The organism is Bradyrhizobium huanghuaihaiense, from assembly GCF_007830635.1.
Taxonomy (GTDB): domain Bacteria; phylum Pseudomonadota; class Alphaproteobacteria; order Rhizobiales; family Xanthobacteraceae; genus Bradyrhizobium; species Bradyrhizobium huanghuaihaiense.
Map to the genome: position 1 here is coordinate 269,937 of NZ_VLLA01000001.1, position 23,085 is coordinate 293,021.

Sequence of the window (23,085 nt, forward strand, 5' to 3'; positions counted from 1 at the left end):
CAAGATCGCTACTCGACCTTCAGGCCGGCGAACTCGACCACCTTCTTCCACTTCTCGGTCTCGGCCTTGATCTCCTCGCCGAATGCCTCCGGAGTCTGCACCCGCGGCTCGCCGCCGAGCTCGACGAGACGCTTGGTCATGTCGGGCTCCTTCATCAGCGTGTTGATCTCGCTGTTGAGCTTGGCGATGATCTCCTTCGGCGTGTTCTTCGGCGCGCCCATGCCGAACAGCGCGCTGGCCTCGTAGCCCTTCACGGTGTCGGCGATCGGCTGCACGTCGGGCAGCTGCGGCGAGCGCTCCGCGGTGGTGACGCCGATCGCGCGCAGCGAGCCGGAACGGATGTGCTGGATGATCGAGGGCATGTTGTCGAAGATCACCTGCACCTGGCCGCCGAGCATGTCGGTGATCGCGGGCGCGGCGCCACGATAGGGCACGTGCTGCATCTTGCAGCCGGTCATCGCCATGAACATCTCGCCGGACAGATGCACCGAGGTGCCGTTGCCGGACGAGGCCATGTTGACCTTGCCGGGATTGGCCTTCACATATTCGATGAACTCGGCGACGTTCTTGGCCGGCACGTCCTTGTTGACGGTCATCACGTTCGGCACGCGCTGGAACGAGGCCACCGGCGCAATATCGCGCACGAAGTTGAACTTGAGATTGCTGTACAGCGAGGCGTTGATGTAGTTGGCCGGATTGACCAGCTGCAGCGTGTAGCCGTCGGGCTCGGCATTGACGACCGATTCGGTGCCGATGTTGTTGCCGGCGCCCGGCTTGTTCTCGATCACGAATTGCTGGCCGAGCTTTTCCGACAGGCGCTGGCCGATCAGCCGTGCCAGGATGTCGGTGGCGCCGCCCGGCGGATAGCCGACCACCCATTTCACCGGACGGGCCGGATAATCGGCGGCAAGGGCCTTCGACAGCGGGGTGGCTGCAAGCGGACTGGCGGCGAGCAGGCCCAGCGCGGTACGGCGAGTGATCATCTCAAGGGTTCTCCCAGTGTTGTTCTTGAAAGCCGGATGTCTTGAAAGCGGCGTCCGCGCGGTTGTAACAAAGCTTGCTGCGGGCGGAAAGTGCGCGGGGCGCATCGCGACGAAAGGATAAGGCATGCCGGTCAAGGTCGAAGCCCTCGATCATCTCGTGATCAACGTCGCCGATGTCGTGGTGACAGCGGAGTGGTACCGCAAGATTCTCGGCATGGAAGTCAAGGTGTTCGACCCCGGCGGCGGCAAAGCGCCGCGGACTTCCCTTCAGTTCGGTAACCAGAAGATCAACGTCCGTCCGCGCGATGCCGACAAAGTCGAGTGGTTCACCGCGGAACATCAGACCGCCGGCAGCGAGGATCTCTGTTTCCTCACCTCCTCCGCTCCGGACGAGGTGGTGGCGCATTTGAAGGCACATGGCGTCGCCATCGAGGAAGGCCCGGGCCCCAGGCAGGGCGCCCGCGGCACGCTGCGCTCGGTCTATTGCCGGGATCCCGATGGCAGTTTGATCGAGATTTCGTCGTACGAGGATTGAGGCTGGGAGCGCTGCGCAGCCAGCCCCATCGTCATTGCGAGCAAAGCGAAGCAATCCAGACCGCCTCCGCGGTAGCCGTCTGGATTGCTTCGTCGCAAGGGCTCCTCGCAATGACGGCGGAGAGAGCTCGCCCCCCGATTTGCTCCCCGCGTCATCCGATGGCAGGAAGACGCAATAATCGAAAAGCAGCCGCCAGCAAGATGCAGGCTGCACGGGAGGTCGCCATGCCTGTTCAACACACCGCAGCCGGAATCGTGGGTCCATTCGACGGGCTCGACGTGCCCTGGCTCTTGAGAATGCGCGCCGAGGTCCGGCGTGATCATCCGTTCCTGATCTGGGCGCCGTTCGACGCGCCGGCGCGGCGCTGGAGCTATGGCGAGTTTCACGAGCGGGTCGGCGCGCTCGCGGCGGGGCTCGGAAGGCGCGGCGTCAGGCCGGGCGAATATGTTCTCATTCATCTCGACAATTGCATCGAGGCGCTGCTGGCCTGGTTCGCCTGCGTCGAGCTGGGCGCCATCGCCGTCACGACCAACACGCGCTCGGCGCCGGCGGAGATCGCATATTTCGCCGATCATTGCGGCGCGGTCGCTGCGATCACGCAGCCGGCCTATGCGGAGGTCGTTGCGCAGAACTGCCGCAACATCCGCTGGATGGCGGTGACCTCGCATGATGCCGGCGCGGCGGCTGCGCAAGCGGTCTCGCGCGGCGACAGCTTCGAATCGCTGTTCGCCGACAGCGCCGATCGTCCGAAGCGCGTGACGGACCCGCTGGCGCCGTGCAGCGTGCAGTACACCTCAGGCACGACGTCTCGGCCCAAAGCGGTGCTGTGGACTCATGCCAACGCGCTGTGGGGCGCCAAGATCAACGCTGCGCATGAGGACCTGCATGCGAGCGACGTGCACCAGGCATACTTGCCGCTCTTCCACACCAATGCGCTGGCCTACTCCATGCTGGCGACGCTGTGGGTCGGGGCCACCTGCGTGATCCAGCCGCGCTTCTCCGCGAGCCGGTTCTGGGGCGTCGCGCGCGAGCACGGCGCGACTTGGACCTCGACCATCCCGTTCTGCATGAAGGCGCTGCTCGAGCAGGAGATCCCGAAAGACCATAAATTCCGCCTATGGGGCACCGCGATCAACGAGCCGCCGGCCTTTGCCGCCTTCGGCGTCAAGATGATCGGCTGGTGGGGCATGACCGAGACCATCACACACGGCATCGTCGGCGAGGTCGACCAGCCCAACATACCGATGTCGATCGGCCGCGCCGCGCCAGAATATCAGATCCGCATCTCCGACGATGACGGACGGCCGACCGAGGTCGGCGACACCGGCAACCTTGCAATCAAGGGCATCCCCGGCCTGTCGCTGTTCGCCGAATATCTGCACAACGAAAAGGCGACGCGCGAGAGCTTTGACGAGCACGGCTTCTTCCTCACCGGCGACCGCGTCGAGCGCCTGGAAAACGGCTTCATCAAGTTCGGCGACCGCGCCAAGGACATGCTGAAGGTCGGCGGCGAGAACGTCGCGGCCTCCGAGATCGAGCAGGTGATCGCAGTGGTGCCGGGCGTGCGCGAGGCGGCGGTGGTGGCGAAGAAGCACCCGATGCTGGACGAGGTGCCTGTCGTCTTCATCATCCCGCATGGCGGCGTCGCGGCTGCGCCGCTCGATTTCCATGACCGCGTGATGGCCGCCTGCCGCGCCGGCCTCGCCGACTTCAAGCTGCCGCGCGAGATCAGGCTGGTCGACGACATGCCGCGCTCGACGCTGGAGAAGGTGGCGAAGGCGGAGTTGCGGAAGATGGTGGGGTAGCGACGTCGCCAAACGGCACGCTGCCGTAGGGTGGGCAAAGCGAAGCGTGCCCACCATGCTGAGTATGATCGGAGAAAGCTCGTGGGCACGGCGCTTCGCGCCTTTGCCCACCCTACGGCAGCGGAGAACGTTGCATCAGAACGACCCCAGCGCCACCGGGCGGAACGCCTGCAGCAGCTGCTGGTCGAGCTTGCCGCCCATGCCTTCCATCATGGTGAAGGCGCGGGAGTGGGTGAAGGGCATGCGGTAGGCGCGCTTCTCCACCAGGGCGGCGTAGATGTCGACGATGGTCGTCAGCCGCACGATGTCGCTGATCTGGTTCGACGACAGGCCGTTCGGATAGCCGCTGCCGTCGAGGAATTCGTGGTGATGCAGCACGACATCTAACATCTCCGGCGGGAAGCCGCCTTGCGCGGCGAGCGCGTCATAACCGCGGCGCGGATGCTGGCGGACCTCGGCCATCTCCTCGTCGGTGAGCTTGCCGGGCTTGTCGAGTAGATTGGACGGAACGAAAGCCTTGCCGACGTCGTGCAGCAGCGCGGCACGGGTCAGGCGGCGCTGGTCGTCCTCGCGCATGCCGAGATGCTGGGCGAAGGAAACCGCAAAGCCGGTGACGAACAGGCAGTGCCGGTAGCTGCCGACATGATGGCAGCCGACCGTGGTGAGCCATTCACGCAGCGAGGAATGCTTGATCGCCTTCAGTATCTTGCTCTCGGCGGCGATGACGTCGTCGAAGGTCAGGGGCACGCCGAGCGGCAGCTTCTCGAACATCTTCTTCAGCACCGCATGCGCCGCCTCGACGCCGCGATTGAGCGTCTTGCCGCGATCGGTCGCGTCATAGGTGGCGGTGTCGGGGAACGCGGCGCGGATGCGCTGCAGGATGGCATCGGGCTGCAGCGGCCGCGAGATCGTGTCGGTGGCGCCCAGCGCCCACGCCTGCATGGTGCCGTGGTGCAGGGCGTCCGCAAGCACGAACAGCCGCGGCATGGAGCGATAGGCATCGCCGCGCAGCTTGTTGCGGACCCGCTGCACGCTCTCAGGCGAACGCAGGTTGATGTCGACGACGAGGCCGGAGAGATCGCGCGCCGGCTGCTCGGGGATGTCCTGGGTGGTCACCGTCGAGACCTCACCGACCGCCTTCAAAATGCTGGCGAGCTCGGTGCTCTCGTCGCTCCGGTCGGAGGCGAGCAGAAGCCGGCGTTTGGCGGCGATTTTGGCTGGCGCGTTCATGGCTTCCCCAAAGGCACGGGTCGGGATTTGGCGTCAGCCTAAGCCGGATCAGGTTCTCCGGGCCTTAAGAGGCGTGCTCAATGGAACCCTTCAGCTTTAGGAGCAATTTTAGGGAATCCGGGTTCCGGGACCGGAACAAAAAAAGCGGCGAAAACAACCCCATGATACTGGATTTTTTCGAGCGCCGGGAGGGAGGGCTATCGAGACACATCGGGTTCATGCGCAAGGGCGTGTCGCGCGACCGAATTGATCCCGGCTAGAATGAACGCGAAACAAGAAGGGGCGGGAAACAATGCCTGGGATCAATCGGGACGGCGTCGGCATCTACTACGAAGTCCATGGCGAGGGGCCGCCGCTTCTGCTCACCCACGGCTACTCCTCGACCTCGGCGATGTGGCACGGCCAGGTCGATGCGCTCGCGAGGGATCACAAGCTGATCCTGTGGGACATGCGCGGCCACGGCCAGTCCGATTATCCCGATGATCCCGCGGCCTATAGCGAAGCGCTCACGGTCGGCGACATGGCAGCGATCCTCGATGCCGTCGGCGCGGAGCGCGCCATCATCGGCGGCCTTTCGCTCGGCGGCTACATGTCGCTCGCCTTCTATCGCGCCTATCCGCAACGCGCTCGCGCGCTGCTGATCATCGACACCGGCCCCGGCTTCAAGAAGGATGATGCGCGCGAGGCCTGGAACGCACGGGCGCTCGCCACCGCCGACAGGCTCGACCGCGAAGGCCTCGACGTGCTGAAGCAGGCGACGCGCGAACGCGCCACGGCCAGTCATCGCAACGCCAAGGGTTTGGCGCTTGCTGCACGCGGCATGCTGACCCAGCGCGATGCGCGCGTGATCGAACTGCTCCCTGATATCAAGGTGCCGTCGTTGATCGTGGTTGGCGCCGATGACATGCCGTTCCTCGCCGCGTCCGACTACATGGCCGCCAAGATCCCAGGCGCACAAAAGGTCGTGATCTCCGCCGCTGGGCACGCCGTCAACATCGATCAGCCCCAGGCTTTTGTTGACGCGGTCGCGCCTTTCCTGAAGAACTTGCCGGGATAGGCCAGAAGGATCTTTGGGCATGAAGCGGGCGATGGTGGTTGCGGGCGCCGTATTGCTGTCGATGTCTGCGCAGGCCGAGCCGTTCGGCACCGTGCCGCCGCGCCAGCCCTTCGTCACCACATTGTCGAACAACACGCCGCTCGCCTTCGGCATGGATGCCGAGCAGACCGCGCGCGCTCTCGGGCAGCCCCTGCAATATGTGCGCGGGCGCCCCGGCAACGAGATCTACCTCGCGCTGCGCAATCTCGGCGGCAGCGGATTGATCCCCTACCGCCATCGCCTGTTCCTGCAATTCCGCCACGGGCGGCTGGCGGGCTGGAAGGAGGATTACGGCGAGAACTGGATGTGGGAGTAGGTGCTGCCCTCATCTTGAGGAGCTTGCGCAGCAAGCGTCTCGAAGGATGAAGGCCCTGCTGCTGCATTCGGCCTTGCATCCTTCGAGACGCGCGCGAAGGGCGCGCTCCTCAGGATGAGGGGAGAGAGTGGATTGACGATCAACCAAGAAGGACAACCCGCGTGGGACAAGACATCAAGCTGACGGCTTCCGATAACTTCCAGTTCGGCGCCTATCGCGCTGATCCCGCAGGCAGGCCGAAGGGCGCTATCGTGGTGATCCAGGAGATTTTTGGCGTCAACCATCACATCCGCTCGGTCTGCGATCGCCTCGCCAAGGAAGGCTATGTCGCGATCGCGCCGTCCATCTTCGACCGGATTACGCCGAACTTTCAGTCGGGCTATACGCCCGACGAGATCGCCGAGGCGCGCAAGTTCGTCGCCAATCCGGACTGGGCCGCGATGCTGCGCGACACGCAAGCTGCGATCGATGCGGCGAAGACTGTCGGCCCCGTCGGCATCATCGGTTTCTGTCTCGGCGGCAGCATCGCCTTCGTCGCGGCGACGCGGCTCTCGGGACTGAAGGCCGCAATCGGCTATTACGGCGGCGCTGTCGTGCGCTTCGCCGACGAGACGCCGAAGGTTCCGACGCAGCTGCATTTCGGCGAGAAGGATGCGGGCATTCCGCTGACCGACGTCGAGACGATCAAGACCAAGCGGCCGGACGTCGAAGTCTTCATCTACGCGAACGCGCAGCACGGCTTCCATTGCGACGAGCGGCCGAGCTACGACAAGGCGAGCTCCGACCTCGCCTGGCCGCGGAGCATGGAGTTCTTTGCGAAGCATTTGAAGAAGTAGCGCGCGGATCTCTCCTCTTGTCATTCCGGGGCGCGACGAAGTCGCGAGCCCGGAATCCATAACCCCAGTTCGTGGTTATGGATTCCGGGCCTGCACCGCTTCGCGGCGCATCCCGGAATGACGGAGCAGAGAGTTGTGCCATCCCTCAAAGCAGGAATCGGGTGGCTGCAGCCTGACGCCCGGCGATAGAGCTTGCCGATCAAGCCAACTCACGCCGGAGACCGCCATGCAGCAAGCCATCACGCACCTCATCATCCATAATCCGTTCGGAACCATGGACGTGCCGGAGCCCGACGATCCAGAGGTCATGGACTATGCCGCGACGGCCGCGCTGGCAGGCGATGCGGAAGACGATAACGCGGCTCATTGGGCAACCATTGCCGCGCCCGATCCCCTCGAAGGCGTCTGGGCGAGCCGCTGGAACGGCGGCGCCGATCCGACCATTGCCGGCGATATGCCTGACAAATGGAAACAGGGGCGCGCGGAAATCCGCATCGCGGGAAGCCGGATCTATCTGCGCTTCGACTGGGACAACGGCCGCCGACACGGCCTGATCGACGCCGCGCGCGACGGCGCGCGCCTGGTCGGGAAGTACATCAACCTGACCACGCCGGCAATCATGCGGCCATGGGTTGGGCGCGTGGTCGATGCCACCAGGATCGACGGATGTTTCCCGAACGGACGGCTCGATTTTCGGAGATGAGCCCGGACGTAGCGCGCTCTTCTATCCCGCCGTCATTCCGGGGCGCGCGAAGCGCGAACTCAGGTGCGCAATTGCGCACCTGAGAAGCTCGAGATTCCGGGTCTGGTGCTAACGCACCATCCCGGAATGACGGCGAATTTCAGAACCAGCGCTCGCCGACGAACACGGTGTCGCCCGGCGCCAAGGGTGTGCCGAGCGGCACCACGGCGCGCATGGCGCCGCCGTTCTCGCTGTGCGTCACGGTGACCACGTCGCGCTTGGCGCGCGGCGAGAAGCCGCCGGCAATCGCAACCGCGCTTTCGACCGTCATGTTCGGCACATAAGGATATTGGCCGGGCGCGGAGACTTCACCGAGAATGAAGAACGGACGATAGGTGTCGATCTCGACCGCGACCGAGGGTTCGCGGATGTAGCCGTTGCGCAGGCGCGCGCCGATCTCGCCAGCGAGCCCTGCGGTGGTGCGGCCGCGCGCGGGCACCGCGCCAATCAGCGGCATGGTGATGGAGCCGCCGGCATCGATGGCGTAGCTGTTTGTGAGACCTTCCTGGCCGTAGACCACGACGCGGAGCTTGTCGCCGGCGTCGAGATGATAGGAGGCGTCGTAGCGCACCGGCCCCGCCATCGGCGCGGCGTAACCGACCGGCATCGGCGCGGAGGCAAAGGAATTGCGCAGCGCGCCGATGGCGCCGCCGCCGTCGGCGACGACAACAGGCTGCGGCGCGCTGTAGGGCTGGCCATAGACCATCGCGTCGAGATCGGGGCGCGGCTGTACCATAGCGACGGGGCCGGCAGTCTGCATGCAGCCGCCAAGGGTCAGCGCGGCGGACGCTGCCAATGCAACTGCCGAGATCGACGATCGAAACGCGCGTGCAACCGGCACCGGACCTGTCCCTCGAAACGAGATGGCTCCAGTGATGCACCGGTTATGGTTAATAAAGCGTTGAGCGAACGGTAATGACGTCCGCACCCTCCCCTGGAGGGGGAGGGTCGATCGCGCGAAGCGCGAGCGGGGTGGGGTGATCTCTCCGCACGGGCGGTGTGGACGTGGAGAGACCGTCACCCCACCCCGTCTCACATTTTCGCTGCGCTCAATGTGAGCCGACCCTCCCCCTCCAGGGGAGGGTAAGCGACACCTCAATCGCGGCTGACTTACGCGCTCACGCCGACGCCGATCGGGCAGGACACGCCGGTGCCACCCAGGCCGCAATAGCCGGCGGGATTCTTCGCCAGATATTGCTGATGATAGTCCTCGGCGAAATAGAACTCGCCGGCCGGCGCGATCTCGGTGGTGATGGCGCCGAGACCTTTTGCGGCGAGCGCCTTCTGGTAGAGCGCCTTCGACTCGTCGGCCGCTTTCTTCTGCGCATCCGAGTAAGTGTAGATCGCGCTTCGATACTGCGTGCCGACGTCGTTGCCCTGACGCATGCCCTGCGTCGGGTTGTGGCTCTCCCAGAACGTCTTCAGCAGCTTCTCGTAAGAGATCTTCTTCGGATCGAACACGACCAGCACCACTTCGGTGTGGCCGGTGCGTCCCGAACAAGTCTCTTCATAGGTCGGGTTCGGCGTGTGGCCGCCGGCATAGCCGACAGCGGTCGTATGGATGCCATCGCCGAGCTCCCAGAATTTGCGCTCGGCGCCCCAGAAGCAGCCGAGCCCGAACACCGCCTGCTCGAGGCCGGCAGGATAAGGCGGCTTCAACTTGCTGCCGTTGACGAAATGGATGGTCGCGGTCGGAATGGCCTGCGCACGGCCCGGCAGCGCTTCAGCTGCGCTCGGCAATGCGGTGGTCTTGCGCATGAACAGCATGATGGGTCTCCGAAACGAGCTGGCCGTCGCGTGAGCCAGATGCTCAGGCGGCGTGCTCGCGATCAGGTGGGAATATAGGTGTTTACGCAGGAAGGGGCAGCGTTGTTACGCCGCGCTCTCTGCCTCAATCCCGGCGGGAATTGAAGATCAATCCCTGGAATAGCCGATCAGCGGCTTGCGCGGCCGGAACAGGACCATCAGCAGGATGCCCAGAATGCCGAGGACCGCAAAGACCGGCTGGTCCAGCACGAGGCGGATCACCGAGGTCCAGAGCCAGGGCGCCTTGGCCTCGACCCAGGTCCGGAAGGCGGTCTGGCTGGCCTGGTTGATGTCGTTCCAGAACTGGCCGAACCGGGTGAACTTGAGGGTCTGGTCGGCGACCCAGCGGGCGCCGTCATAGACCATGAAGATGAACCCGCCGGCGAGCAGCAACAGCCCAATCAGTCGGAAAAAGCCGCGGATCATGCCTCACCCTATACGGTCGTCCGATCGGACGAGCCCTGGAAATGCCGATGAAATGCCGCCAGCCAATAGCCGGGGGACGGCAGAAATTCAACCTGTTCAGGGCGTTACGACCCCCGTTCGGCCCGCCTGAGGCCTGTTTTCCAGCCCGGAAAGCGTTGACGGTGCCACAGACCCTCTCTATAAGGGCGCCAACTGGCGGTGGGCGCAATCCTGCCGCCGCTGTTCTTTGAGCGGTTGCAGGCTTTTTGAGCCTCATGTTCCGGGAACGGCCCAGCAACCGAACACCCTAAATCCGAGCGTCGATTCCGCGGTCAAGCAAGCCGGCGCTACCCGACCAAGACGCGACCGGTACCCGCAAAGGATATTGAGACCATGGCCAATACCACTTCCGCCAAGAAAGCGACGCGCAAGATCGCCCGCCGCACCGCCGTCAACAAGTCGCGCCGCACCCAGATGCGCGGCGCCGTGCGCACTGTCGAAGAAGCCATCGCGACCGGCGACCGCGCCGCCGCCATCAAGGCACTGGCGAATGCCGAACCCGCCCTGATGCGCGCCGCGCAGCGCAACATCGTTCACAAGAACAACGCCAGCCGCAAAGTCTCGCGCCTCACCGCGCAGATCGCCAAGCTCGCCAAGTAAGCTTGCAACTGAACTTGCAAGTGAGCTCGCAAGTGAGCTTGCGACATCATCTGATCGGTTGATCCGATCAGCACGACAAAGAGCCCGGCATCGCGCCGGGCTTTTTTGTTGCCTGTCATATTCACGCAAGCGGTCACGCACCTCGCAATCTCCACGTGGAAGATTTGCATCGTGCGCACTATGATGCGTTCCGCGGTTCTACCTGCGGGTGATTTTGCAACAGCGGAAACTTTCACCGCGTTGCGAAAAACCCCTGCGGCGCGGGGCTAAGATGAGTTCTCGCGCGGAAAAGTTCTGCACACCGTAGATTCACCGGGTTGCTGCCACAGGTGGAGTTACCCTGTGAAACGAGACTCAAAAAACGATGTCTCGCTAATCACTTATCGACATAGCTGCGACAAGCATTTGGAAAATTCGCTCGCGCGTCGGGTGCGTGACGCTTTTGTAAAAATTTTTTGGCGTTGGCGGGGATTTGTCACATGAGGCGCCGCATTTTCGAATCTGTGCACGAATCCAAAAACTTGCTTCAGAGCCTGTGCACAAGTCCCGCGCGGCGTTAACCGAGGTCAAGTTTTTTGATGCCTCAAGTGTGAATCAATTCCGTTGCGAGTCTTTCCGCTTAGTGTATTCCTTAAGTCGTTCGCGGCGCCCACGATCTTGAGACCAGCGCGGTATCGGAAACGGGGCGAGCGTGCAAATCGGCGGCGGTGTGCACGTTGGCGACGCTTCAACAAGCGATTGTCGGTACAAAACCCATAGCGATGTGGGAACGGTAGCTCTTTGTCTGAATGTCTCCAAGCGGGATCTCAAGCACCCCGCTCGCGCCAAGCGCAAATGAGAGACATCTTGCGGCTACCCCGATATTCGTGATGGCGAAGCCGAACGGACGACTAGTGCAGACGGGCAGGCATCCGCGACAGGTATACGGCGCGGTTGTCTTTTACGCAGGACCTTGCCGTGAGCGATCACGGCAGGACGGGGAGGGTATCATGTCCTACGGATTCAACGCGGTATTGACTCAAGTTCCATCGTTCGACGATGCCGTTTCCGATCCGTCCTGCGTTCAGCCTCCTACATGCACGGGCGCGTCGAGTACGCGCTGACCTCGCGACCCCTCCATCAAAGACATCGCTGATCTGACCCGCGGCGCTTCGCGCCGAACGGTCGAGCCATGCCTGACGATGGACTCGCTCGAGGTCGCGTCATCCGGGGATTCCGGCAGGAACCCTGCATGGCGCTCACAAATTCAATCTGAGCTCTCAAGAGAAGTTTTGACGATGAACACATCGGAACAGGATCGCTGGTCACGCGTGAAGGGTCGGCTGCGCTCGAGCGTTGGCGAAGACGTCTATACCAGCTGGTTTGCACGCATGGATCTCGAAGGCGTGCAGGAGGAGAGTGTGCGGCTCTCGGTGCCGACCCGCTTCCTGAAGAGCTGGATCCAGGCCCATTATGCCGAGCGCGTGCTGTCGTGCTGGCAGGCCGAGATGCCGGAAGTGCATCGTATCGATCTCACCGTTCGCTCCGCGGTGCGCCCGGTGGCGCCGCCGAAGGAAGCGCCCGCGCCGGTCGAGGCGCGCCGCGCGCCTGCGCCGGAGCTGCGTTCGACCGCGACCGCACCGGTCTCGGCCAATCATGATGCGCTCGGCGGCTCGCCGCTCGATCCGCGCCTGACCTTTGCGAGCTTCGTCGTCGGCCGCTCCAACACGCTGGCCCATGCGGCCGCGCGCCAGGTCGCCGAGGGACGCCGCGGCGACCCCGTCATGTTCAACCCGCTCTACATCCATGCCGGTGTTGGCCTCGGCAAAACGCATCTGCTTCAGGCCGTGACCTGGGCCGGCAATTCCGGCAACGAGCGCAAGGTGCTGTATCTCACGGCCGAGAAATTCATGTACGGCTTCGTCGCCGCGCTGAAGACGCAGACCGCGCTGGCCTTCAAGGAAGCGCTGCGCGGCATCGACGTGCTCGTGATCGACGATCTGCAGTTCCTGCAGGGCAAGTCGACGCAGGCCGAGTTCTGTCACACGCTGAACGCGCTGATCGATGCCGGCCGCCAGGTCGTGATCGCGGCCGATCGTCCGCCGTCCGATCTCGAGAGCCTGGATGACCGCGTGCGCTCGCGCCTTGCCGGCGGCCTCGTGGTCGAGATGGGCTCGCTCGGCGAGGAGCTGCGCCACGGCATTCTCAAGTCGCGCGTTGCCGCGGCCCGCACCCATCACGCGACCTTCGACGTGCCGGAGGAGGTGCTGCATTATCTCGCGCGCACCATCACCCATAACGGCAGGGATCTCGAAGGCGCGATCAACCGCCTCCTGGCGCACTCCAAGCTCAACAACCAGCCGGTGACGCTGGAGATGGCCGAGCGCGAGGTGCGCGACCTGGTCCGGCCGCAGGAGCCGAAGCGGATCAAGATCGAGGACATCCAGCGCGTGGTGGCCCGGCAGTACAATGTCAGCCGCTCCGACCTCCTGTCCTCGCGCCGCACCGCCAACGTGGTCCGCCCGCGCCAGGTGGCGATGTACCTCGCCAAGACGCTGACCCTGCGCTCGCTGCCCGAGATCGGCCGCCGCTTCGGCGGACGCGATCACACCACGGTGCTGCATGCCGTGCGCAAGATCGAGGCGCTGGTCTCCAAGGACACCGCGCTGTCGGAGGAAGTGGAGTCGCTGAAGCGCCAGCTTCAGGAATAAAGGCCTATTTCTTATTTTCACCTCTCCCCGCTTGCGGGGAGAGGTCGGATCGCCCTTGCGATCCGGGTGAGGGGGTACAGGTCCATCGGCAGGCTCGCCCGCGGAGAGAGGCCCCTCACCCCAACCCTCTCCCCGTAAGAACGGGGCGAGGGAGCGCACCTGTGTCTGGGCGACGGTTACGCTTCTGCCTGTAAATCGTGGGGAACTGCCTCCCAACCCTTGAATCCGGGGGCCATCCGAGACACCTTGCGCGACCCTGACGGCTTTGGTCATATCGGCTGGATGACCCGGCTTTTCGGGGTCTTCGGTGCCGTGGCGCGCGTCCCGCCGCCCGGCCTTCTCATCTTGGGGATCGGGCGAGTAGTGCAATGAAGGTTACGGTCGAACGCGCGCAACTCCTGAAATCACTGGGCCATGTCCACCGCGTGGTCGAGCGCCGCAACACGATCCCGATCCTCGGCAACGTGCTGGTCCGGGCCGAGAACGCCAAATTGTCGCTGAAGGCGACCGACCTCGACCTCGAGGTGACGGAAACGCTCGCGGCGGAAACCGCGACCGCCGGTTCCACCACCGTGCCGGCGCACATGTTCTACGACATCGTGCGCAAGCTGCCTGACGGCTCGCAGATCGTGCTGGAAGCCGACGGCGACCGCGCCGTGCTGGCGATCCGCGCCGGCCGCTCGCGCTTCACGCTGCAGACGCTGCCGGAGAATGATTTCCCGGATCTGGCCGCCGGCGACATGTCGCATTCGTTCTCGCTGGCCGCCAAGGACGTCAAGCGGCTGATCGACCGCACCCAGTTCGCGATCTCGACCGAAGAGACGCGCTACTATCTCAACGGCATCTATCTGCATGCCGCCGGCACCGCCAAGGCCGCCACCCTGCGCGGCGTTGCCACCGACGGCCACCGCCTCGCCCAGCTCGACCTGGTGCAGCCCAAGGGCGCCGAGGGCATGCCCGGCGTGATCGTGCCGCGCAAGACCGTCGGCGAAGTGCAGCGCCTGATCGAGGACACCGACGCCGAGATGACGATCGAGCTGTCGCAGGCCAAGATCCGCTTCACCATCGGCAACGTCGTGCTGACCTCGAAACTGATCGACGGCACCTTCCCCGACTATGGCCGCGTCATTCCGCAGGGCAACGACAAGGAGCTCGTCGTCGACAAGAAGGATTTTGAGAACGCGGTCGATCGCGTTTCCACGATCTCCAGCGAACGCGGCCGCGCGGTGAAACTGTCGCTGTCGGCGGGCAAGCTGGTGCTGTCGGTGACCAATCCGGATTCGGGCAGCGCGACCGAAGAGCTCGAGGTCGAATACGCCTCCGACGCCCTCGATATCGGCTTCAACTCCCGCTACCTCCTCGACATCGCCGCCCAGATCGAAGGCGACGTCGCAACGCTCAGGCTCGCCGACCCCGGCTCGCCGACCCTGGTCCAGGACCGCGACGACAAGAGCGCGCTGTACGTGCTGATGCCGATGCGGGTGTGAGGGACGTGGTCCCTCGACAGCCCACTCTGTTTCTAGAACCAAGCTCGATGCGCATTATTGTGCCCTCTCCCCTTGTGGGAGAGGGCAGCTCCGCTGGCGGACACATACTCGATCGGGTGAGGGGTTAGTGCCGCAGGAACCGTCCCATCGGCCGGTCCCCAAACATCTCCGCCAGTTTGCGAAGAACATGCGGCACAAGCCGACGGATGCTGAAGCGGCGATGTGGCGCCTGCTCAGAGACCGTCGACTGTCGGCATACAAATTTCGCCGACAGGTTCCGTTCAAGAACTACATCCTGGATTTCGTCTGCTTCGATCAGCGCCTGGTGATCGAAATCGACGGAAGCCAGCATGCAGAATCGCACCGTGACGCAACTCGTGACGACGCACTTTCGGCAGAGGGTTTCTCGGTAGAGCGCTACTGGAACAATGACGTGCTACAGCGGCCCGTCTCTGTATTGGAGGATATCCTTGCAAAGCTTGCCGGGCGGTAACATACCCCTCACCCGTCGCCTCACTGCGTGAGGCGCCACCCTCTCCCACAGGGGGAGAGGGTGAAGAGTCCCGTTCGCGACAACATCATGACCCCCTCCCGTATTCATCGCCTGACGCTGACGCATTTTCGCAATTACCGGGCGGCGGAGCTCGAGACGGCGGCTGACATGGTGGCGCTGGTCGGGCCGAACGGCGCGGGCAAGACCAATTGCATCGAGGCGATCTCGTTCCTGTCGCCGGGCCGCGGCTTGCGGCGCGCCACGCTGGAAGACGTCGCCGACAACCAGGGCGACGGCTCCTGGGCGGTGTCGGCGCAGGTCCAGGGCGCGCTGGGGCTGGCGACGCTCGGCACCGGCATCGATGCGCCGCGGGCGGACAGCGCCGTCAGCCGGCGCTGCCGCATCGACCGCGAGCCGGTCAATTCCGCCGCCAGCTTCGGCGACCATATCCGCATGGTGTGGCTGACGCCGGCGATGGACGGGCTGTTCATGGGCGCGGCCTCCGAGCGGCGGCGCTTCTTCGACCGCCTGGTGCTCGCCATCGACAACGAGCATTCCAGTCGCATCAACGCGCTCGAACGCTCCCTGCGTTCGCGCAACCGTCTGCTCGAGACGCGCAATTACGACGACCATTGGTGTGACGCGATCGAGCGCGAGACCGCCGAGCTCGCCGTCGCGGTCGCCGCAACACGCGGCCAGACCGCGGCGCGGCTGACCGGCATGCTCAACACGCGCGCGCAAGCCTCCGCATTCCCGTCGGCGCAGATCGCGCTCGACGGCTGGATGGAGAACGCGCTGCTCCAGGAGACCGCGACCTCGGTCGAGGACCGCTATCGCCAGATCCTGCGCGACAACCGTCCGCGCGATGCCATCGCCGGCCGCACCACCGACGGCCCGCACCTCACCGATCTCCAGGTGATCTATGCGCCGAAGAGCATGGCCGCGCGCGACGCATCCACGGGCGAGCAGAAGGCGCTGCTGATCGGCCTCGTGCTGGCGCACGCCACGCTGGTCGCCGAGATGACCGGCATCGTGCCGCTGCTGCTGCTCGATGAGGTCGTCGCCCATCTCGATCCGAACCGGCGCGCCGCGCTGTTCGACGAGCTGCGCAAGCTCGGCGCGCAGGTCTGGCTGACCGGCGCGGACCCGGCCGCCTTCGCCGAGATTGGCGCCGGCGGCGAAGTGTTTGACGTCGAGAGCGGACGCGTATCGGCCCGGCGCTAGCCGCCGCATTGAACCCGCCCGGTTCCGTCAGCGACTAGCTGCCAGAGGCCGCGCCGACGGTGTCGCAGCCGTTACCGCGCGATCAGATGACGCGCAATCTCTTGGAGAGTGAGATGCGAACGGTAAGGTCCGGGGCGCACACCCCGGCACGATGGCGGGCGTTTGCGTGCGGCCTCGTTTTCCTCGCAAGCTGCCTGCTTGCGGCAACCGCCAGCGCCTGGGCGCCGCATGTCTCCGTGCTGTTCTCGGCCGAGCTCACGCCGGATCCCGAGACAAAACTGCCCGCGCCGACCCGTTACAGCTACAGGGGCATCCACACCACCGTGGTGAGCGGCATCGAAGCCCCGCTCCGCACCAGGCTGGAGGCGACCGTACCCGCTGACCTCGGCGACGTGCTCGCCTTCTACCGCACCGAACTCGGCAAGCTCGGCTGGCAGGAGCAGCACGACGGCGCGGTGATCGCCACCGATCGTGTCCAGCTCGCCTTCGCCTCCCCGTTGGGACCGGCACTGCTGGAGCTCCACCGCAAGGAAGGCAGCACCGCGGTCGAGCTGGTGCAGAAGAATTCGGATACGGCGACCAGGGCGAACGTCATGCCCGAACCCGGCCAGGCCAAGGTGGTGTTCTCCAATATCGGCGAGACGGATGCCGCGCTCACGATCGACGCGCGGACCATCACGCGCGCCGGTGGCGCCAACGCCGTCGCACTGGATCTGCCGCCCGGCAAATATCCATACGAAGTGAACGTGCCGGGGCATGCGGCCCATACCAACATCCTCGTCATCGCGGCCGGAGATACCTGGGAGCTCACGGTCGGACGCGACGGCGATGCGTGGTCACCGCTTCATCTTTATTGAGCCGCCTGCTCTCGGTCAGCCCTCCCCGCCCGCTACCAGGGTACCCGGTTGAACCTGCCCGGTTCCTGCCGCGACTTCTCATCCGAGGCCGCGCCGACGGTGTCGCAGCCTGCAATTGCGCGAGGGGTCGACCCGCGCGAAATCCAGGAGTTTTGGCGATGTCGATGATCAAGCGCGGGACGCAGGTCCCGGCACGCTGGCGGCTGCTTGCCTGCGGCCTTCTGCTGATGGCGAGCGCTTCGCTGCCGGCGCGCGCCGACGACGGTATCGTCGACGTCCACGCGCTGCCGCAGCTCGAAGGCGCGGTGGAGAATAATTCGCGGCCCGATCTCTACCGCGTCGAATATCGCATGCCGACGCCGGAATCCGTGACATCGCCGGCGGTGAAGAAGCTCCTCAGCGCGGCCGGCTGGGTGCCCTATGTGCGCCCGCTGGAGGAGAAGAGCACCACGTTGAATTTTAGGAAGGGACGGCAGGGCCTGTCCGTTCATTTCACGCAAGCCCTCGGCCGGCCCGACCAGTCCGTGGTCTATTACTCGACTGACCGGATCTATTCGAACGTGCCGTTTCCAGAAGGCGCCAGCGACATCGTGTTCGACGGCACGAGGCCCTATCTCGGCTGCATCGCGCCCAGCGCGCTCGATGCGACGGCGGAGTTCTACAAGAGCCAGATGGATGCGATCGGCTGGCGCAAGCTCACGCCCGAGACGGCCGCGCGCTGGACGAACAGCCTGGATGAGACCGTTCCCAACGGCGTGCGCGCGTTCTTTGAGCATGCCGACAGCGAGGTCACCGGCTTCTACAGGCAGAAGCCCGTCATGCTGACGCTGACGCGCCGTGACGATGGCCGGACCAATGTCGACATCCGCGTCGCGCCGTTCGCCTTGCCCGGCGAGCTCAAGGCCGATGACGATCTTGCCGGCCTGCCGCGGCCTAGCCCGACCAAGACGGCCAAGAGCCTTGGCAGCGCAACCTCCAACAAGCGCGAGATGTCGGCGGCCGCGATGGCCGAGCTGCCCGCGGTGCTGGCCTTCTATCATCGCGAGCTCGCCGCGCGCGGCTGGCAGGAGGACGGCAGCGCGCCGCTCGCGCCCGGCGACGAGGTGGCGATCAAGATCTCCAACACTGATGAAACCGGCGTGCTGCGGCTCGGCCGCAAATACGATTTCACCATGGTCAGCCTGACCGCGCAGGTGAAGGAATCCGCCCTCGCCGCCCGCGCCAAGGCGAAGAAGGAAGCCGACGAGAAGTTCCTTGGGGATGCGCTAGGTGCAGCCAAGCAGCTCATCGCTGCCGACGAAGCGCGGCGCAAGGTGCAGGCAGCCGCGCTGTCCGATGCGCCGCTCAATGCACTTGCGGGCAGCAACACGCCGGTGCCGCTGCCGGAGAACGCCGAGGGCGTGAAGTTCGAAGGCAGTGACGGCAGCCTCGAATTCTCGTCGACATCGAGCGTGAAGGCGCTGACCGCGTTCTACCGCGCCTCGCTGAAACCATTGGGCTGGACCGAGCGGCCTTCGGTCATCAACCAGCCCAACATGGCGATGCTGGAGTTTGCCAAAAGCGGCAAATCGATCTCCTTCACCGTGCTGCAGATGGGCCCCAGGGTGAGGGTCAGCGCCGAGGGAACGGGCCTCAAGGTCGCCGCCGCCAAGCCTGCGGATAAGCCTGCGGAGGTCCAGGCCAAGTCGTCCGAGCCGCTCAAGCCCGACAGCGAATCCCAGCTGCCGGCGCCGACGCAGCGGTCGTCGACCTCGCTCGCAACCACAAGACTGCCGGGCACGGAGACCCCGTTCCGCCGCGAGCTGGAAGCCAGCATCCCCGCCCCGCTCAGCGACGTGCTGGCGTTCTACCGCACCGAGCTCGGCAAGCTCGGCTGGCAGGAAAAGACCGAGGGCGCGACGGTCTCCGCGGAGCTTGCGCAGATCGACTTCACCTCGCCGCAGGGCCCGGCCGTGCTCAAGCTCGGCCGCGCCAGGGGCGAGACCACAGTCAATCTGGCGCAGAAGAATCCGGAGGCCGCGACCAAGGCGGACATCATGCCCAAGCCGGGCCAGGCCAGGGTCATGCTCGGCAATATCGGGCCGAAGGACGCATCGCTCACCATCAACAAGCAGACCATCAAGATCGCGGCCGGCGCCGGCGGCCCGCAATCGCCGAAGGGCCCGATGCTTGATCTCGCGCCCGGGACATACCAGTACGCGCTGCGCATGCCCGGCCGTCCGGCCCGCACCGAGACCCTCACGGTCGCCGCAGGCGATGCCTGGGGCCTGATGGTGGGTCCGACCGGCGAGGTGCTCCCGCTGCAGATGTATTGATCCATCGGGCCCCTGATGCGGAGACCGAACATGACGACGGTAAGGCGTGCGATGAGAGGTCCGGCACGGTGGTTGCTGCCGCTGTGCGGCCTCGCTCTCCTCGCGGGCGGTCTGGTCGCCGCAAGCGCCGGCGGATGGATACCGCATCCATCACCGCAAACTTCGACCGCACTCACACCGGCGGATCCCGACGCCGACCTGCCGGTGCCGAAGCAACACAACTCCTCCAGTTCCAACACCACCCATGTGACCGGCATCGAAATCCCGCTGCGGGTCGGACTCGAAGCCCATGTGCCGGCCGAGCTCAGCGCCGTGCTCGCCTTCTACCGCACGGAGCTCGCAAGGCGCGGCTGGGAGGAAAAGCCTGATGGCGCTGTGGTTGCTGCAGATCACGCCCGGCTCGCCTTCGTTTCCCCGAAGGGGCCGGCCACCCTGGAGCTCGGCCGCGCGAAGGGCGAGACCACAGTCGACCTGGTGCAACGGAATACGGAGGCTGTGGCCAAGGCCAATTTCCTGCCGATGCCAGGACAAGCGCGGCTGATATTCGGCTATCTAAGGCCAGACGTAGCTACGCTCACGATCAACGGTCAGACCATCAAGATCGCTGGCGGGGAAAATCATCCACAAACGCTGGATCTGCCGCCCGGCACGTATTCCTACGAGCTGCGCGCGTGGGGCCTCCTGCTGCGCACCGATACCGTCACCCTCGCCTCAGGCGAGGCCTGGAGCCTCAGCGACGACAAGAAGCCGTCCCAGATCTACTGACCCCGGAGGCCAATCCCGGGGCGCCATGGCGCCTCGGAACACGCTCCTTACCCCCCGCAAAATCCACGCCTTCGAGGGCCAAAAACAGGGTCTCGAATCGGGCTTTTCGCGAGCCTCGGAATCGGCCTTCACGCGCCTTGAAAACCGGCAGAAAAACCCTATCTGCTCAAAGGGTTGCCGGAAGATACTTTGCGCTAGGCGCAAGCGGTCTTTCATGGCACAAATAGGCTCGCAAATCAGCGCCTTTTGCGCCGCTGATTCGGGCGACATTTCGAAGGCCTCTCATGACAGAACCTGCTCGGCAGCCCGCTGCCGAAAACGAGCCCTCCAATCCGAGCGAATACGGTGCGGAATCGATCCGCGTGCTCAAGGGTCTCGACGCCGTCCGCAAGCGCCCGGGCATGTATATCGGCGACACCGACGACGGCTCGGGCCTGCACCACATGGTGTACGAGGTCGTCGACAACGCGATCGACGAAGCGCTCGCGGGCCACGCCTCGCGCGTCGACGTGATCCTCAACGCCGACAATTCCGTCACCGTCCGCGACGACGGCCGCGGCATTCCCGTCGACATCCACAAGGGCGAAGGCATCTCCGCGGCCGAGGTCATCATGACCCAGCTGCACGCCGGCGGTAAGTTCGACCAGAACTCCTACAAGGTCTCCGGCGGCCTGCACGGCGTCGGCGTCTCCGTCGTCAACGCGCTGTCGAGCAAGCTCGGCTTGCGCATCTGGCGCGACGACAAGGAGCACTACATCGAGTTCGCCCACGGCGATGCCGTGGCACCGCTGGTCGTGGTCGGCGATGCGCCGGGCAAGCGCGGCACCGAGGTGACGTTCCTCGCCTCGACCGAGACCTTCAAGAACATCGAATATGATTTCGCGACGCTCGAGCATCGTCTGCGCGAGCTCGCCTTCCTCAATTCCGGCGTCAACATCGCCCTCTCCGACATGCGACATGCGGTCGAGAAGCGCGAGGAGATGCACTATTCCGGCGGCGTCGAGGAGTTCGTCAAATATCTCGACCGCAACAAGAAGGCGCTGGTGCCGACGCCCATCATGGTGCGCTCGGAAGCCAACGGCATCGGCGTCGAGGCCGCTTTGTGGTGGAACGACAGCTACCACGAGAACGTGCTGTGCTTCACCAACAACATCCCGCAGCGTGACGGCGGCACCCATCTCGCCGGCTTCCGCGGCGCGCTGACGCGCCAGGTCAACGGCTATGCCGAGGCCAATGCGAAGAAGGAGAAGATCGCGCTCACCGGCGACGACTGCCGCGAAGGCTTGACGGCCGTGCTGTCGGTGAAGGTGCCCGATCCGAAATTCTCGTCGCAGACCAAGGACAAGCTGGTGTCCTCGGAAGTGCGTCCCGTGGTCGAGAACGTCCTCAACGAGGCGCTCCAGGCCTGGTTCGAGGAGCACCCGAGCGAAGCCAAGATGATCGTCGGCAAGGTGATCCAGGCCGCGGCGGCCCGCGAGGCTGCGCGAAAGGCGCGCGAGCTGACGCGCAAGAGCCCGCTGTCGGTCTCATCGCTGCCCGGCAAGCTCGCCGACTGCCAGGAAAAGGATCCGGCCAAGTCCGAGCTGTTCATCGTCGAGGGTGACTCGGCAGGCGGCAGCGCCAAGCAGGGCCGCAACCGCGAATTCCAGGCGGTGCTGCCGCTGCGCGGCAAGATCCTCAACGTCGAACGCGTCCGCCCCGACAAGATGCTGTCATCGGAGCAGATCGGCACGCTGATCACCGCGCTCGGCACCGGCATCAGCGACGACTTCTCGGTCGAGAAGCTGCGCTATCACAAGATCATCGTGATGACGGACGCCGACGTCGACGGCGCCCACATCCGCACGCTGCTGCTGACCTTCTTCTACCGGCAGATGCGCGACATCATCGACGGCGGCTATCTCTATATCGCCCAGCCGCCGCTCTATAAGGTCTCACGCGGCAAGTCCGAGCAGTATCTGAAGGACGAGCGCGCGCTGGAAGACTATCTGATCGACGCCGGGCTCGATGACTGCGTGTACATCCCCGGCACCGGCGGCGACCGCTCGGGGCGCGATCTGCGCGCGCTGGTCGACGATGCCCGCGTGGTCCGCAGCATCCTGCGCAATCTGCACAGCCGCTATAACCGCAAGGTGGTCGAGCAGGCCGCCATCACCGGCGTGCTGAACAAGTCGATCTACGGCAATCCGGAGAATGCCGCGGCCGCCGCACAATACATCGCGAACCGCCTGGACAACCAGGCCGAGGAAGTCGAACGCGGCTGGGTGGGCCAATTCGTCGAGGGCCAGGGCTTCCTGTTCGAGCGCACCGTGCGCGGCGTCAAGGAAGCGGCCATGATCGACGATGCGCTGCTCGGCTCCGCCGAGGCCCGCAAGCTCGACGAGTACACGACCAAGCTCCAGGACGTCTATGCGCGCTCCGGCAAGCTGCGGCGGAAGGACAGCGAGCACGTGGTCCATGGCCCGTCGGACCTGTTCGAGGCGGTGACCGACTCGGGGCGCAAGGGCATCACGCTGCAGCGCTACAAAGGTCTCGGCGAGATGAACCCGGAGCAGCTCTGGGAGACCACGCTCGACACCGAGGTGCGCTCGCTGCTGCAGGTGAAGGTCAAGGAGGTCGACGAGGCCGACGACATCTTCACCAAGCTGATGGGCGACGTGGTCGAGCCCCGCCGCGATTTCATCCAGGAACACTCGCTAAGCGCGACGATCGATATCTGAGGCTGGTTGACCCCCGATGGGGCGTCATCCTCGGTGCAACCTCTCCCGCTTGCGGGAGAGGTCGGCGCGTAGCGCCGGGTGAGGGCTTTCACCGCTTGGGGATTGTCCCGTTGCGGCGAC

The 23,085-nt window shown here is 64.9% G+C and carries 20 protein-coding genes; 15 read left to right on the top strand and 5 right to left on the bottom strand.

What is annotated here, in order from left to right:
• Positions 1–8: 8 nt before the first annotated feature.
• Entirely contained in the window at positions 9–983 is a 975-nt protein-coding gene (locus tag IQ16_RS01225) for a Bug family tripartite tricarboxylate transporter substrate binding protein (protein ID WP_018644249.1), read from the bottom strand.
• Between the two features lie 124 nt (positions 984–1,107).
• On the opposite strand from IQ16_RS01225, the gene IQ16_RS01230 reads away from it, so the two are divergent.
• Positions 1,108–1,518 (top strand): VOC family protein, encoded by a 411-nt coding sequence (locus IQ16_RS01230; RefSeq protein WP_018644248.1) that lies wholly within the window; start codon positions 1,108–1,110, stop codon positions 1,516–1,518.
• A 224-nt stretch (positions 1,519–1,742) separates the two neighbouring features.
• Positions 1,743–3,323 carry an AMP-binding protein gene (locus IQ16_RS01235; RefSeq protein WP_026312180.1) on the top strand — a complete coding sequence of 527 codons (1,581 nt, stop codon included), beginning with the start codon at positions 1,743–1,745 and terminating at the stop codon, positions 3,321–3,323.
• A 135-nt stretch (positions 3,324–3,458) separates the two neighbouring features.
• On the opposite strand, the gene IQ16_RS01240 is transcribed toward IQ16_RS01235, so the two are convergent.
• On the bottom strand, positions 3,459–4,553 hold the full coding sequence (locus IQ16_RS01240) for an HD-GYP domain-containing protein (protein WP_018644246.1): 1,095 nt from the start codon (positions 4,551–4,553) through the stop codon (positions 3,459–3,461).
• Between the two features lie 292 nt (positions 4,554–4,845).
• Here IQ16_RS01240 and IQ16_RS01245 point away from each other — a divergent pair, with 292 nt between their 5' ends.
• The 4 genes from IQ16_RS01245 to IQ16_RS01260 all read left to right on the top strand — a co-directional run bounded on the left by IQ16_RS01245 (position 4,846) and on the right by IQ16_RS01260 (position 7,504).
• Positions 4,846–5,610: an alpha/beta fold hydrolase gene (locus tag IQ16_RS01245; protein ID WP_018644245.1), complete on the top strand. Its 765-nt coding sequence runs from the start codon at positions 4,846–4,848 to the stop codon at positions 5,608–5,610.
• Between the two features lie 19 nt (positions 5,611–5,629).
• Positions 5,630–5,965 (top strand): hypothetical protein, encoded by a 336-nt coding sequence (locus IQ16_RS01250; protein ID WP_018644244.1) that lies wholly within the window; start codon positions 5,630–5,632, stop codon positions 5,963–5,965.
• 161 nt (positions 5,966–6,126) lie between these two features.
• The gene (locus tag IQ16_RS01255; RefSeq protein WP_018644243.1) at positions 6,127–6,801 is read left to right on the top strand and encodes a dienelactone hydrolase family protein; all 675 of its coding nucleotides are present in this window, start codon (positions 6,127–6,129) and stop codon (positions 6,799–6,801) included.
• 226 nt (positions 6,802–7,027) lie between these two features.
• Positions 7,028–7,504 (top strand): hypothetical protein, encoded by a 477-nt coding sequence (locus tag IQ16_RS01260; RefSeq protein WP_018644242.1) that lies wholly within the window; start codon positions 7,028–7,030, stop codon positions 7,502–7,504.
• Positions 7,505–7,643: 139 nt separating this feature from the next.
• Here IQ16_RS01260 and IQ16_RS01265 read toward each other — a convergent pair whose 3' ends face one another.
• The 3 genes from IQ16_RS01265 to IQ16_RS01275 all read right to left on the bottom strand — a co-directional run bounded on the left by IQ16_RS01265 (position 7,644) and on the right by IQ16_RS01275 (position 9,775).
• Positions 7,644–8,384 (bottom strand): polysaccharide biosynthesis/export family protein, encoded by a 741-nt coding sequence (locus tag IQ16_RS01265; protein ID WP_026312179.1) that lies wholly within the window; start codon positions 8,382–8,384, stop codon positions 7,644–7,646.
• A 269-nt stretch (positions 8,385–8,653) separates the two neighbouring features.
• Entirely contained in the window at positions 8,654–9,310 is a 657-nt protein-coding gene (gene msrA / locus IQ16_RS01270) for a peptide-methionine (S)-S-oxide reductase MsrA (RefSeq protein WP_018644240.1), read from the bottom strand.
• A 147-nt stretch (positions 9,311–9,457) separates the two neighbouring features.
• Positions 9,458–9,775, bottom strand: a complete 318-nt coding sequence (locus IQ16_RS01275) for a hypothetical protein (RefSeq protein WP_018644239.1) — start codon at positions 9,773–9,775, stop codon at positions 9,458–9,460.
• 372 nt (positions 9,776–10,147) lie between these two features.
• Between IQ16_RS01275 and rpsT the strand changes: the two genes are divergently transcribed.
• From rpsT to gyrB, 9 genes are all read left to right on the top strand, one after another.
• Entirely contained in the window at positions 10,148–10,414 is a 267-nt protein-coding gene (gene rpsT / locus IQ16_RS01280; RefSeq protein WP_018644238.1) for a 30S ribosomal protein S20, read from the top strand.
• Between the two features lie 1,277 nt (positions 10,415–11,691).
• Positions 11,692–13,104 carry a chromosomal replication initiator protein DnaA gene (gene dnaA, locus IQ16_RS01290; protein ID WP_018644237.1) on the top strand — a complete coding sequence of 471 codons (1,413 nt, stop codon included), beginning with the start codon at positions 11,692–11,694 and terminating at the stop codon, positions 13,102–13,104.
• 368 nt (positions 13,105–13,472) lie between these two features.
• Positions 13,473–14,591: a DNA polymerase III subunit beta gene (dnaN, locus tag IQ16_RS01295; protein ID WP_018644236.1), complete on the top strand. Its 1,119-nt coding sequence runs from the start codon at positions 13,473–13,475 to the stop codon at positions 14,589–14,591.
• Positions 14,592–14,718: 127 nt separating this feature from the next.
• A complete protein-coding gene (locus tag IQ16_RS01300) occupies positions 14,719–15,084 on the top strand; it encodes an endonuclease domain-containing protein (RefSeq protein ID WP_018644235.1) in 366 nt (121 codons plus the stop codon).
• Between the two features lie 87 nt (positions 15,085–15,171).
• Positions 15,172–16,308: a DNA replication/repair protein RecF gene (gene recF / locus IQ16_RS01305; protein WP_026312178.1), complete on the top strand. Its 1,137-nt coding sequence runs from the start codon at positions 15,172–15,174 to the stop codon at positions 16,306–16,308.
• Between the two features lie 113 nt (positions 16,309–16,421).
• Positions 16,422–17,165, top strand: a complete 744-nt coding sequence (locus IQ16_RS01310; RefSeq protein WP_018644233.1) for a hypothetical protein — start codon at positions 16,422–16,424, stop codon at positions 17,163–17,165.
• Between the two features lie 158 nt (positions 17,166–17,323).
• On the top strand, positions 17,324–19,480 hold the full coding sequence (locus tag IQ16_RS01315; RefSeq protein WP_026312177.1) for a hypothetical protein: 2,157 nt from the start codon (positions 17,324–17,326) through the stop codon (positions 19,478–19,480).
• Positions 19,481–19,510: 30 nt separating this feature from the next.
• Complete coding sequence (locus tag IQ16_RS01320) at positions 19,511–20,245, top strand: hypothetical protein (RefSeq protein ID WP_018644231.1); 735 nt, start codon at positions 19,511–19,513, stop codon at positions 20,243–20,245.
• Positions 20,246–20,529: 284 nt separating this feature from the next.
• On the top strand, positions 20,530–22,965 hold the full coding sequence (gene gyrB, locus IQ16_RS01325) for a DNA topoisomerase (ATP-hydrolyzing) subunit B (RefSeq protein WP_018644230.1): 2,436 nt from the start codon (positions 20,530–20,532) through the stop codon (positions 22,963–22,965).
• Positions 22,966–23,085 lie beyond the last annotated feature (120 nt).